Below are 12,708 nucleotides of genomic sequence, written 5' to 3' on the forward strand. Positions count from 1 at the left end.
GCTCACTCCAAGACGAATTCGGTGCCAGGAAAGCGATTGACGTTGTCGTAGAGGACGCAGGCCGCGCGGTCCTGCTCGCAGCCGGAGAGGACGGAAAAGTCGTCGCCGACTTGGATATCGAACGGGAAGTCGGTCACCATCTCGAACACGCCGGTTCCCGACGACCATGACCTGACCCATGCCTTGGCGCCGGCATTGGCCCCGCTGGTAAAGGTCACCTTGCCCTTGGTGAAGTTGAGAGAACCCGGGCTCGTGACCGTGGCCGTGAAGTTCCGCCGGTTGGTGACGGCTGTCACCTCGCCCGTGCGCGTGTAGGTCGCCGCATTGACACCGCAGCGCGGGCCGGCGAACTGGAAATGGCACTTGGTCTGGATCGTCGGAAGGATGATGTCCTTCATCGCATCCGCAAGCGTCGCGATCTCGATCCGGCCCTGCAGACGGTCGGTGAACTCGGTCAGACCGACGAAGCCCTGCGCAATGATCTCGCGTCCCGGCGGACTGGTCGAGAAGTCGGCGATCCAGATGATTGCGGTGGCCCCGCGCCATGCTCCACGGCGGACGTGGTCGGCATAGATCGGTCCGTCATCCGAGAACGGCAGTTCGATGTCGAGCGCGGCCGCCTCCCCGCCGGTCCTGACCACGTAGCGGGAGACGTTGAAGCCGGCCGATTTTGAGAAGGTCTCAGCTCCAATGGGGAGATCGGCATCGAAACTCGTCATCCTGACGACCGGCGTGATGCCGTTGTTCAACTCGGCCAGAAAGCAGCGTGTGATCTCCTCACCCGACAGCATGGAAATGAGCGTCGCCGACCAGTTCCGGCTCACGGGATCACCTCGACTGCCCGAAGATCGCTGACCGAAAGAGCGTCAATGGACGTGGGATAGTCGACCGTCGCGAAAAAGACATCGCCGTCGAAGCGGACCGGCACATAGAAATGACCAGTCCAGGTCAGAACGACGCCGTTAGCCGGCGCGACAGCGAAAGTCACGCCCGTGTCGCTATCGAAATGATACGCCGATGGCGAGTCGGTTGACGATGCCTCGATCCCATCCTCGAAGACCTGCAGCGTCCCGGACTTTGGGTGTCTGATGGTCCGCTCATACGGATTGAACCCGCCGGTATAGGTCTTGATGAGCGGAAACGTCTTCGTGCTTCCGTCGCCGACGCCAAAGGGCTCACCGGCGGCTTGATAGTCGCCCCAGTCTTTCAGCAACCACGCCTTGAAGTCACCGCGGCGATCGAACCAGAATTCGCGCAGTTCCTCGACGATAGCGCGGGTCTGGTTTCGGTACTCCCACATGAATTGGTGGATGGCGACAGACCTGTTTTGGAGACGCCTTTCCTGGCCGTTGACCATTGCGAGCTTGTCGGTCGAAAAGGTCGGGCCGCCCTTGAAGCCAAGGGCGACCTGCTCTGAAAGAATGACGTTATCGACCATGATAGGCCCTCAGGGCGGCATTGGCGCCGTCGGCGGCAGCCTGGCGGATTTCCGCACGGCTCTGGGCAGACAATCGCGTGCCTTCCATCACCGGCTTGACCGTCACATTGACGCTGATGTTCGCCGTTTCCTCGGTAGTCGATGACATCGAGGAATCAGTATCGGTCGCGAGCTCACGCGTCGGCAGCGTCGGGCTGGTGCTGAGCGTGTACGTCCGACCACTTGAGCTACTGCCGCGATCATTCCCGAGAATGGTCCTGCCCAAGCCGATTCCGGCGCCGCCTTGGTAGTTGACGCTGCCGACGCGACCGCCAGCCTGTCTGATGGCCTGGACGGCCTCCTGGAGATTGCGAAACCCGCCGGAGACGGTTGAGCCAAGGCTGCCGAAGTGGTCCCCGATATTGCTGTCCAGCGTACCGACGCTTTGGCTGACGCCTTTGGTTGCCTCGGTGGCCTGATCCAGACCATAGCGGGTCACGCCGACGTTGTTTTCGATCGACCTGACAACCTCTTGCGAGTTGTCGTTGGCCGTTGAGCTGAAGCTGTGCACGCCGACGGTCTTGCCGCCGCCGACCGGAACCTGCGTGCGCGTGCCGGTAGTGCCGGCTCCGCCCGAGCCGAGCGAGGACTGCTGACGCTTCAACAGCCCAAGCACATTGAGCAGTTGCGCTACCTTCTCGATGGCGGTCAGCACGTTGTTGATGAACGGATCGAGGGCATCGGTGTCGGCGCCGAGCGAGGCCAGGCGCTTGCGGATTTCGTCCATGCCTTTGACAAGATCAACGCTCTTGAGCTTGCCCTGCTCGAATCGCTGCGCCAGCGAGACGATCGCCTGACCGGTCTTGTCGATTTCAGCCTGGATGAAAGGCGTGCGCTCGAGATCGCCGAACAAGTTCTGCTGTGATGTGGAAACCAGTCGTTGCAGCTCGCCGCGGTAGGCCGCCAAAGCACTGGTCACATCGGCCGTCTGTTGACGCGTCTCGACGAACTGGCCAAGGATCTCCGCTTGCTGCGCACGGAAGGTGTAAAGCAATGAGCCTACACCGTTGAGAGAGCGGACATACTGGTTGGCCGCATTGGCGGCGACAATGCCGAGGCTGGCCGTGTTACCCTTGAATTGCTCGAGCACCGAGTCCGCGCGAGCGATCGCAGCAGCGCCGCGCTCGAAATCGACCAGTGCCTCGGCGGTGCGGCGGACAGCGCTGAGATCTGCGCCTTCGATCGTCGTGTAGGTGTCGCGGATCGTGCCGAGGATCTCGGCCTGCTTCTCCAAAATCGCGCGCTCGCGCTCGCCGATGAGAACCCGGCTTGCAGTCGTTCGCGATATCTCAGTCTGCTTCGCCAGCATGTCGTTGACAGCAGCGATCTGCGTCTGGTCAAGAGCCTTTTTTGAGAAGTCGATGTTGGGCGCGATCTCCTTCGCATAGGCGAGGAGCTTCGCGAATTCGCCGGACGTCGCCTCGGTCGACCGCAGCCACTCATCCGAGCTGTTCCGGATGATGTCGAGGACGATGTTGATCTTGGCGTAGTCGGTCGCCTGCTGCTTTGTTAGGCCGGCATTGTCCGACTGGATGGCTGCCGTCTCCTCGCGGATGCGCGATTCCAGTTCCGTCTCGGCTGCCATCTTTTGGGCGGTGCCCAGCAGCCGATCATAGATCTTCTCGGAATTGGCGAGATCCTGCCTTGCAGAGCGCAGCGCTTCGCCGAAGCCCTTCGACGCCTTGACGATGCCGTCAAGGAACTTTGCGCCGTCCTCGATCGCTACAAGGGTCTCGGCGGTAAGCCGGAGCTCAGACATGTCGAGCCCTGCTATCGTGCCAAACTTGCTGCGGATGCTCTCGATGAGCTCATCCTGCCTTTCGAGGACCTTGGCTTCGCGCTCGCCGACGACCAGGCGCTGCCCTTCTTTTGAGAGAAGCTCAATCTGCTTGGCGACCATATCGTTGACGGCAGCCAACTGCGTTTGGTTCAGCGCTGCCTTCGAAAAATCGATGTTCGGAGCAACCTGCTTGGCGATCGCGAGCAACCGGCCGAACTCGCCCTTGGTTGCCTCCGTCGACTTCAGCCACTCATCAGAGCTGTTGTTGATGATGTCGAGAACCGTCTGGACAATCGCGACTTCGCGCGCCTCGCCCGCCATCACGTTGGCGTTGTCCTTCACGATCGTCGCAATATTCTTGCGGATAGTCGCCTCGTACTCAGACTCTCGCGAGATCTTCTGGACTTCGGAAAGCAACCCTTGCGCGGCCTTGCGAGAAGCCTTCAGCGCGATCTCATATGACTCCAGCGCGCTGGCCGCCGACTGCGCAGAGGCATTGATCGACTGGATTACCTCGAGATTGCCGATGCTCTGGCCGAGCGCATCGGAGAACTTCTTTGCGTCCTGCGACGCGCCAGCCATACCGCTTTTCAGTCTGGCCGCTTGCCGGACAGCCTCAACAAGCGCATCCAATGAAAACTGATCGGCAGCGCTGAGCTCGGGGATGGCCTTGACGGCCGTACCAAGCTCTGCGAGCTGAATCTCGCCCTTAGCTGCCTTGGCCGCGATCTCGTCGAGTGCGCTGGCAATCTTTGTCAGCGACGACTCGAATTCCTCTGGCGCAATCGTCTGATTGCGCACCTGGTCTCCGAAGATCTCCTGCAGGATGCCGGTGATCTCGTTCGCATTCGATTCTAGGATGCTGCGATAGTCCTCGATCTCAGCTTCGGTCGCGTCGAGCTGGCCCTTCAGCTTCTCGGCGGCCACCGACTTACCGGCAGCTTCGGCGATCTCGTTTCCAGAGGCCGCGATCTTGGCGAGGCGCTCGTCCAACGACTTCTGGGCACGCTCCACCTGAGCGGCGGTTGCGGCCGCGCGGGTGCCGAAAAAGGTCAAGCCAGCAATCGCGGCAGTGAACGCGACGCCCCATGGCCCACCGAGGAAGCCCACCAAACTGGCGCCGCTTTGCTTCAGAAGTCCAAATGACTGGCGCAGAATGCTGGTACCGCGGGTCGCCGCCGCAAGAGAAGTGGACGTCGTTTGCAGACTGGTGCGCAGCCCATCGAGTCCGGCTTGTGCCGCCCTCACCTCGCCCAGTTTGCCGATCGCGCCGACTTCGGCCACTGCCGCGCGCACGCGGCCGAGCTTTTCCGTCTGCTTGATCTCGTCGGCGCGAAGCTTCGCATCGTCGACGATCGCCTGCCGGGCAATGGCCTGATACTTTGCCCTCTCTTCGGCGGCCCTGGCCTCGGCGGAGCCGACACGCTCGGCGAGCACGACACGCTGAGAAGAGAGACTTTCCTCCAGCTTTGCCGCCCTAGCCGTCTCGTCGACCTGGCCCTGACGTAGCCGGATGATGTCCTTCTCCGCCTCACGAACAGCGCTGATGTTGGCCGTATTGAGCGCCTGTTTGCCCTTGGCCGCTGTGAGGCGAGTTTCCGCCTGGACGAGGGAGTTTGCGAGCGTGACCTGTCGCTGCTGACTCGCTTCGATCTTCTGCTGAGTCTCGACGATCTTGTTTGCGGAAGCGGCAACGGCAGCGGTCGTCTTGACCTGCACGGAGCCGGCCGCCGCGGTGGCGTCGGCGAGACGCTTCTGCGTCGCCTGGCGCGCCTCAAGGATCTGGTTGAGCTTTGCCTCTTCGCGCTGAATCCTCTTCAGGTCACCGCGAGATGCGAATTCGATATCGTCCTGCCGCTGCAAATGGCCGAACGCGCGCGTGCTGCGCTCCAGAGTCCTCTGAAGATCGGACTGAGCCCTTTCGAGTTGCTGCACCTCGATCTTGGCGTCCTTGGCCCGGCGACCGACCTCGCCGAACGTCGCGTCGATTGTGCGGCCAAAGCCGCGGCCGAGCAGCCGACCGCCGAACGCGGAGCCAAGAGCGAGCGCGAGCGTGCCGACGCTCGTGGCGACGGTGTCGATGTTGTCGGCGAAGGTGAGGATGCCACCCGAGACGATCCTGGTCAGGCCATAGGTCTTGTCAAGCGTGCCGACATATTCGGTGAGACGGTTGTCGGCCTGGACAAGGCTCTGGTCAATTGTGCGGACTGACTTCGAGAACTGCTGGTCAATCTCGCCCTTGACGTTCGAGAGGGCGCCGAGCACGCGGTCAGCCGTGAGCTCGCCGGCGTAGCCCATTTCGCGCAGCTTGCCGATCGTGACGCCGAGGCCTTTGGCCAGGGCGAGACCGAGCGGAGTCTCGAGGACGGCGCGCAGTTCTTCGCCGCCGAGACGGTTGGAAGCGATCGCCTGCGAAAACTGAATCGCGGCCGACGCGGCTTCCTGCGCCGTCGCGCCGCCGAGCGCGAGCGCCTTCTGGATAGTCTCGACGAAATTGAGGACTTCGCTGGTCGACCGGCTCGGCGCCGCCTTTGCCAGGCGCGAATAGAGTGTCGCCGTCGCTTGCAGCGCGCCGCGCGACCGATCGGCGACGGCTGACACCGCAGCAATCTGGCCGGCCAGGTCGGCCGTATCCTCGGACACGACGCGGATCTGGTTCGACAGATTGTTGTAGGTGTCGGCGTAGCGGAGGATGAGATTGGAGGAGAGAGCAGCCGTGAAGCCGCCGAAGACGGCTGTGGTCGCCAGCATCGTGCCGCGCAGAAGCGATACGCGGTCATTGACGCGCTCGAAGGCGCGCGAAACGGCGATGAGACCGTATGGCCGAATGGCCGAAGATGAAGTCGAGCGAGTGAACCGCTCGACTGAAGCTTGTGCAATCCCTGTCTCGGTCCGGATGGTGCGTGCCGTGCGCGCAACAACGCGTTCGGCAAGCGCCATGCCGGATACGAATTGCCCGGAATTGACTGTCAGGTCGGCATAAAGCGAGCCGATGTTCTGGGCCATGCCTTACTTCCCTGACTTCTTTTTTGATGGAGATGGCGATGGAGAACTGGTGGCCGCCTGGCGCCGATTGAATTCGGCGACTACGGACTTCATCCTCGCCAGCATCTGATCGTCCGTGAGAACCTCACGCTCCCGCGGGAAGAGCTCCGCCACCTTCGACGGCAGTCTCTTTCTTCTGCGGATAGTCTCGGTCCAATAGGCCTTCTCGATATGGCCGCGCCAGTTCGGGCCCAGCCATCGCGCGACCTCGCCCGGAGTGAGGTCGAAGAACTCATGCGGCCTCATGCCGGCCGCATAGGCCTCGTCCTGAAGCTTGGTCAGGACTTCTCCGGGCTCGACGCGTTTCCCTCGTCGTCATTCTTTCCGGCGTTCGCGATCGCCACGGAGTCGAGATGGTTGAGGTGGGCCTCGAACGTCCGGCCGTGCATGGCCAAGAAGAGAGCGTCGAGAACCTTCTCGCAGATGACGAAGACCGGGCAGTCCAGTTCATCGAACGCGATCCGATGACCCTTGCCGTCCTTCTTGCCGCCGACCGCAACGCACTCCCTGAGATAGGTCATGTCGGCCCGGTTGCAGCGCGCGACCGCGTCGCCGAACCACTGATCACCAAACTTCTTGTGAAGATGATCGCAGTCCGGATTGGTGAAACGCAGAACAACCCCCTCCCCGGCTTCCGGGAAGGGGAGCTCGCCACGCATATGGGGCTGATTGCTCATCGGCTATCCTCAGGCCGCCGACTCGGAGATCTGGCCGGAGACGCGGATCGTCACCTCGTAGGTGATCGGATCCTCACCGGTGAAGGTGAAGTCGCCGCCCGAGACGTAGCCGTTGCCGGTGAGCTTGTAGGCGAAGCCGGTACCGGACATGTCGATCTCCCAGTTGAACTGGGTGCCCTGGTTGAGAAGGTATTCGAGACCGGCCGTGCCGTTGAGCGTGGCGTTCGAAGGATCGTAGTGGCAGGTGAGCTGGACCTCGCCCGGATCCTTGAAGCCGGCGCGGAACTCACGGAAGCCGCCGGACGATGCCAGGTGCGTGAAGTCAACCTCTTCGACCGAGCGGCCGGACAGGTTGATCGACACGACGTTGACAACGGCAGTGAAGACTTCGGGCGACTGCCCGTCGCCGACCTTGAACAACGTGCCAAGGCCGACCTTACCCGTAGAAACGGTCATCGGTTATCTCCTCAAAGATGTTTTGGGTTGCTTGGTAGGCCCTTCGGGCACTTCGCCAGCGCGGGATCGAGCGTATCGACCCGGCATGTCGCGCACTGCCAGACCGGGTATTTCCCCCGCCACTTACGTTCGACCATGGCGCAGGAAGGGGTGGCCGAAATGGAAGAGGGCGCCGCTGGGGCGCCCTCGACTTCGGCTATCTCTTCGATCTTTGGTACGGGCGGCGGCACCGCCTCAACAGGTTTCGCCGCCCGCCGGCGGCGTGGATAGACACCTCGGGGCATAGCGAGATCCCTGAATCAGTTTCAGCGAGTTCTTGAGCGCATCCGGATGGCGACAGATGAGAGGCGAGTCGCCGCGCGCCGGGTAAATCGGTCCATCACTTCGTCCTTCTTTGATCTGAAGGCCGATCGGAAAAATGGTCGCGGGCGCGCGCCCGGATGGCTAAAGCCGCCGCGGAAGTTTGGCTGGAAGTGCGGTGCCGTTCCAAACTCGACAAGGTGGGCAAGCTTGCGTGCCCGCTTGCGGAAAGAGACCCACCAGGTGCGAACTGTGTTCCCCTTGGCGTAGACCCGCTTCGAGACGACGCCTTCGTCGAGATGACCGCCCTTGCGCGGCGTCTGCGGCTGCGGAAAGCCAGGATACTTCCCTACGAAGTCACGCAGTTTGACTGCGTTGGTCTCGGTTTGCTTGGCGAGTGGCTCAAGGGCGTGCTCGATGTCGATGTCGAGCGTTTTGCCGTCGTAGATTTTTCCCAACTTCTTGAGATTGTTCCGGAGAGCAACGTCCCCGGCGAGAGTTCGACGACGGATGGCCATTGCTCGAAATCGACCTTCAGTCTTTTATGGATACGGGATCACATTTCCGGTCGAGTCATCGATGTTATTGGCCTCGACTGTCGGCGATGCATCAGTCACTGCAAAATACCCGGAGCCACCCTGCACCATGCGGTTGTTGCGAATGGTGACGTTGGTCACATCCGGGCCTTCGACATAGATGTTGAAGCCGGGATCTCCGCCGAGGAAGTTGCCGTTGACGTCCACGTTGTCGATCGCCCCGACATTGTTCTGGATGAAGATGTCGGAAGTGTCGCGACCGATTACCGTATTGTTCTGGATGGTGACGTTGCTCTGCAGGCCATGAAGTGAAATGCCGTCGTAGTGTGGGTCGACGCCGCCATTGTCCAAATCATGGACATAGTTATCCTTGATCGTTGCAGAGGTCGCGCCGGCGGCAACAATGATGCCGTTCTCAAATCCTGAAATGTCGTTACGCAGCACAGTGCCTGATGCCAGAATCCCAGCACTACCCAACCCACTTGCGCCAGGACCGACGATGGTGCAGCTGCGAACGATCACCGGACCGGCATTCTCGGCACTGACGGCATATCCGCTCGACACATCGATCAAGCAATTGATGATCTGGAAATCGTCCCCAGTTATTTCCAGAGGAGTCGTGATCGTCTTGTTGTAGATGACGAAATGATCGACGCCGATGATCGTCGGGCCGGTCCAAGCATCGAGAGACGCCCCGGCCAACGTTCCTGTATTCCCTGCGTTCGGGTAGACCGACAGGTTGCTATATGCAGGCAGGGCGTCGGCGACGAAGCCTGCGTCGATGCCATACGACGCTCCATTACCTGTGCTGTTGGCGAACTCTATTGTCGGACCATAGTTGAATGCGTTGTTGCCGTTCGCTGCGTCACCTGTCGGCTGCGCATATATGCCATAGTCTCCTGAATAGATGCCGGCAGAACTGAATACGCCAGCCTGCGCCGCATAATCACCCTCGGGGAAGTGAACGACTGCGACTACCGACTCCGCGGTGTCGCGCCATACCGGAGACGATAGTTCACATTCCACCCAACCGGGCCCCGCCGCCTCGTCGACGGTCTCGCCTGAGCCCAATAACGTACCGGAAGTGCTGTAGAGCGCGACGCTGCGACTTGTCGCCACGTCCGCCGCAGTCTTCCAGAAATAGACCTTAGTGAACTCGCCAGGTCGAAGCGGCATGACCTCGATGCCCAAGGAGACGGCGGAGTCCGCATTCGACCCGGCATAGGTCGTCGTCGAGTGATCGAAGATCGTTTCCTCGGCTGCCTGAGGAGCGCCGCCGGCCGACTTCATCGCCGTCGCCGGAAGGCGCAAGCCCAGGCCGAGCATCATGGTGGATCACTTGTCGATCGACGCGACCGTCGCGGAGGTGCCCGTGGACATCACGCGGCGCACAAAGTATGGGATCACGCTTCCGGCCGTGAGCGACCCCGTAGTGAGGATGGCCGCGCCGGAGTTCCCCTCATTGTTGGCAGGGATGTAGGCAACGGTCCCCTCGGCCAAGACATAGAGTCCCTTCGACACGGTCTCGAGGTCTTCATTGTCGTTCGGCGTGATCGTCGCGCCGGCGCGGCCAAATGTCTGTTCGTCGGGAGTCTTGTCCCAGGGATCAACCGCAGCCATTATCGCCACCTCACCTTGAAATCGACCGTGCGCCGATAGGTGCTTCGGTCATCGCTTTTGTCCGTAAAGTCCGTGCCGCCCTTCAGGATTGAGACATCCGTGTGGCCGGCGATCGTCGCGTTCTTGGTCCCGTTCAGCGCTTCGATCACCGCTTCTGCGAGTGACACCATTACGTCTGCCGTTGACGCCAAGCACTCGACCGTCACCACGCCGCGCCAGAACTTCGCTGCACCCTCGAGGAACGGCTCGTCGACGCCGGAGACGATGTTCGCCACGACGCACGGCGGCGACGCGCCTTGCGGGAAATCGACCGGATAGATGCCGGCGGATCCCGTGATTGCAGTCACCGCGCCCGTCTGTCCGAGTTTGGTGATCACGATTCCCAAAGAGGACATGGGCGCCTCAACTGATGGTGATCGTGAAGGCCGGCAGCGTCGCTATCGTGCCGTCGGCGTCGGTGACCTGGATGTCGACAGAGTACGCCCCTGCCGTGAGCGGCGTGCCAGACACCGCGCCCGTTGACGGATCGATCGACAGCCCTGGCGGAAGCGTTCCCGACTCCTCGACGAAGGTGTATGGCGCCGTGCCGCCAACGGCCGTGACAGTGAACCCGCCGTAGGCGACGCCGACAGTTCCGGCAGGAATCGCTTCCTTGATGGCGATCGACAGCGCCCGGCTCTCGAGGAAGAAATCCTGGATCGTGCACTCGACGATGCAGTCCTGACGATATTGCGCATCCGGCCGGACCGACTTGATATCGAACAGCATGCCTTCGAAGCTGATCCGCATCGTCGCGTCGGCACCGATCACTTCGGTGTAGCGCACCCGGAAGTGCCAGACGTCCTCGCTGTAGCGCTGCTTTGTCTGCGGATCGAAATGCTCGCGGCCGCGGCGCACCGTGACTTCACAGAAGGGCGTGCGCCAGTCCTGCCAGAGGAAGTTCGGCGCATTGAGATCGGTGACGCCGACCTGGATCTTCCGTTGGATGGTCAGGACGTTGCGCAGTGCCCCCGAGCGCATCACTCGTTCCAGTCGTCGAAAGAGTTCGGGATTTTGAGCGCCGCGCGAAGATCATCCATGCCGAATTCGACGCGCCTGTTGATCATCATCTGACGCGGTTCGTTGATCGTCGCCTCGGAATTCTCGACGTAATGGGCCGCCAGGATCTTCACCATGCGCTTCAGCTTGTCAGGGAACGTGGTGTAGCCGGCCTGATAGGTGACCGAGACGCCGCGCACCACGTCCTCGACAGAGGGCCAAGCGGTGACCGGATGGATTTCCGGCACCAGTGTGCCGGTTTTCACGATGTAGTCGGTGTTGACGACAAGATTGTTGTCAGGGCTCGAGCCGTCCTCGATCGTGACGGCGAGCACCGACAGCAACGGCGCGAAAGGCAATAGGATCGGCTTCGGATCGCCGTTCTCATCGTTGCCTGGGAAATTCTTCATATACCGCTTGTAGGTGCGCGGCAGGATCGTGCGGTTCAATTCGCCGCCGGGCCCGTCGAGCTTGTCGACAGCCTCGGCGATCGCAGCGTCAATCACATCGTCGAGCGCAGTGTTGGTCGACGAGATCCGAAGATGCTTCCTGAGATCGGCGCGCGACACGACGTCAGTGGCGACGGCAGTCGGCTCAACGATGACGTCGATGTCGAGCATGATTTCACCGTGTCTTGTAGCCGCCGCGGCCGCCCTTGACGGCCTGCATGTCGCGCGTCAGACGCTCGACGTCTTTCTTGCCAGCTGGCCGCTTGACGACTTTGGGCTTGAGTCCCTTTTCACTCTTCTCCGGAGCGATGGGCACATACTGATCGCGAATCATGATTCCTCGCTGGATTGGGAGGGGGCGGCACGAGGCCGCCCCCGCCTTCATCAGATGCCGTCCGCGTCGCCGAGCTTGGCGACCGCCTGCGTGCTCGGCTGGCGATGATCGCCATAGAACATCAGGATGGCCGACCACTCGCAGGTATCCGTGCCGCTCGCCGAGAGGTTCGGCGTGACCTGGGTCCGGATGAACTGCTTGGCGCCGGAAAGATCGATGTCGACCTCGAAGGTGCCGGTCTCGGTCGAGCCACCGGAATCACCGGTGGCCACGGTCGTTGCGGTGACGGCATCGCTGAAATCGGCGGCGCCGGCGCCAGCCAAGGACGTTGCGTCCTGGAAATTCATGGCGAAGGTCAGGGTCTCGTCCTGGCCGAGGGCCGCCGTGAAGGCGATGACCAGCTTTGCCGAGAGGGCGCGGCCGACGCTCGCCAGTTCACGATCGACCCAGTCGCCATTGACTTCGGTCGCGTCGCCGGAGCCTCCGGCAGTGGCGGTCTTGTTGATCGCCTGGAAGACACTGCGGCTGAATGCGCCGCCGTCATGCATGCGTGCACGCATCGGGGTAACTCCTTATCTCGTGCGTTTCGGTCCCCGCCGGATTATTCCGACGGGGTCTCAGCAGCGGCGCGCCGCTGAACTTCTTCGCGGATGACCGCCTGAGCGTACTCGAGCGGCTTCATTCCCTCCGCCGGCGCGTATTCCGGCCTCAGGGTCTTTGCCAACTTGATCTGCTGCAGGAAGTGCATCTCCTCCCAGTTGTCCGGGATTGCGATGTCATGCTCGACCGGCGCCGCCTGTTTCTGCTTTGGCGCCGCCGGCGCATTTGGGACATCTAATGTCTCGATGTCCTCGGGGATGGGAACGAGCTCGGCCTGCTTGGCACGAAGGAGCTCGCGTGCCTTCTCCGGCGGCACCCCGAAGATGCCGCCGGTTTGAAGGGAAAGAACCGGGACAAGCCCGGTCTTCTTCACGACCTTCATGGAGATCTCCTCAG

General features: G+C 61.7%; 15 protein-coding genes. 1 reads left to right on the forward strand and 14 read right to left on the reverse strand.

Annotation, left to right across the window (positions count from 1 at the left end):
• Positions 1 to 2 precede the first annotated feature (2 nt).
• From JN280_RS25215 to JN280_RS25225, 3 genes are read right to left on the reverse strand one after another with little or no spacing between them, the layout of a single operon-like run.
• Positions 3 to 824, reverse strand: a complete 822-nt coding sequence (locus JN280_RS25215) for a DUF2163 domain-containing protein (protein WP_202306385.1) — start codon at positions 822 to 824, stop codon at positions 3 to 5.
• A complete protein-coding gene (locus tag JN280_RS25220) occupies positions 821 to 1,438 on the reverse strand; it encodes a DUF2460 domain-containing protein (RefSeq protein WP_202306388.1) in 618 nt (205 codons plus the stop codon). The genes JN280_RS25215 and JN280_RS25220 overlap by 4 nt, the downstream gene beginning before the upstream one ends.
• Complete coding sequence (locus JN280_RS25225; protein ID WP_342216123.1) at positions 1,428 to 6,263, reverse strand: tape measure protein; 4,836 nt, start codon at positions 6,261 to 6,263, stop codon at positions 1,428 to 1,430. Before JN280_RS25225 ends, JN280_RS25220 begins: the two co-directional genes overlap by 11 nt.
• Here JN280_RS25225 and JN280_RS40030 point away from each other — a divergent pair.
• Positions 6,250 to 6,372, forward strand: coding sequence for a hypothetical protein (locus JN280_RS40030; RefSeq protein ID WP_274609112.1), 123 nt, complete (start codon positions 6,250 to 6,252; stop codon positions 6,370 to 6,372). The two genes, JN280_RS25225 and JN280_RS40030, sit on opposite strands and share 14 nt — an antisense overlap.
• A gap of 208 nt (positions 6,373 to 6,580) precedes the next feature.
• Here JN280_RS40030 and JN280_RS25230 read toward each other — a convergent pair whose 3' ends face one another.
• The 11 genes from JN280_RS25230 to JN280_RS25280 all read right to left on the reverse strand — a co-directional run bounded on the left by JN280_RS25230 (position 6,581) and on the right by JN280_RS25280 (position 12,694).
• Entirely contained in the window at positions 6,581 to 6,979 is a 399-nt protein-coding gene (locus JN280_RS25230; RefSeq protein WP_202306394.1) for a hypothetical protein, read from the reverse strand.
• A gap of 9 nt (positions 6,980 to 6,988) precedes the next feature.
• On the reverse strand, positions 6,989 to 7,435 hold the full coding sequence (locus JN280_RS25235; RefSeq protein WP_202306397.1) for a phage tail tube protein: 447 nt from the start codon (positions 7,433 to 7,435) through the stop codon (positions 6,989 to 6,991).
• A 305-nt stretch (positions 7,436 to 7,740) separates the two neighbouring features.
• A complete protein-coding gene (locus tag JN280_RS25240; protein WP_202306400.1) occupies positions 7,741 to 8,253 on the reverse strand; it encodes a hypothetical protein in 513 nt (170 codons plus the stop codon).
• A 24-nt stretch (positions 8,254 to 8,277) separates the two neighbouring features.
• Positions 8,278 to 9,600 (reverse strand): DUF4082 domain-containing protein, encoded by a 1,323-nt coding sequence (locus JN280_RS25245; protein ID WP_202306403.1) that lies wholly within the window; start codon positions 9,598 to 9,600, stop codon positions 8,278 to 8,280.
• A gap of 6 nt (positions 9,601 to 9,606) precedes the next feature.
• Positions 9,607 to 9,891, reverse strand: coding sequence for a spike base protein, RCAP_Rcc01079 family (locus JN280_RS25250; RefSeq protein WP_202306406.1), 285 nt, complete (start codon positions 9,889 to 9,891; stop codon positions 9,607 to 9,609).
• Positions 9,891 to 10,286: a tail completion protein gp17 gene (gp17, locus tag JN280_RS25255; protein WP_202306408.1), complete on the reverse strand. Its 396-nt coding sequence runs from the start codon at positions 10,284 to 10,286 to the stop codon at positions 9,891 to 9,893. Before gp17 ends, JN280_RS25250 begins: the two co-directional genes overlap by 1 nt.
• A 7-nt stretch (positions 10,287 to 10,293) precedes the next feature.
• Entirely contained in the window at positions 10,294 to 10,911 is a 618-nt protein-coding gene (locus JN280_RS25260) for a phage head completion protein (protein ID WP_202306410.1), read from the reverse strand.
• Positions 10,911 to 11,549 (reverse strand): head-tail connector protein, encoded by a 639-nt coding sequence (locus tag JN280_RS25265; RefSeq protein WP_202306412.1) that lies wholly within the window; start codon positions 11,547 to 11,549, stop codon positions 10,911 to 10,913. The genes JN280_RS25260 and JN280_RS25265 overlap by 1 nt, the downstream gene beginning before the upstream one ends.
• Before the next feature lie 4 nt (positions 11,550 to 11,553).
• The gene (locus JN280_RS25270) at positions 11,554 to 11,712 is read right to left on the reverse strand and encodes a hypothetical protein (protein WP_202306413.1); all 159 of its coding nucleotides are present in this window, start codon (positions 11,710 to 11,712) and stop codon (positions 11,554 to 11,556) included.
• A gap of 50 nt (positions 11,713 to 11,762) precedes the next feature.
• On the reverse strand, positions 11,763 to 12,272 hold the full coding sequence (locus JN280_RS25275; protein WP_202306414.1) for a hypothetical protein: 510 nt from the start codon (positions 12,270 to 12,272) through the stop codon (positions 11,763 to 11,765).
• 41 nt (positions 12,273 to 12,313) lie between these two features.
• Positions 12,314 to 12,694: a hypothetical protein gene (locus tag JN280_RS25280; RefSeq protein WP_202306415.1), complete on the reverse strand. Its 381-nt coding sequence runs from the start codon at positions 12,692 to 12,694 to the stop codon at positions 12,314 to 12,316.
• Between the last annotated feature and the right edge of the window lie 14 nt (positions 12,695 to 12,708).

The sequence above is a fragment of the Mesorhizobium sp. L-8-10 genome (genome assembly GCF_016756635.1).
Lineage (GTDB): Bacteria > Pseudomonadota > Alphaproteobacteria > Rhizobiales > Rhizobiaceae.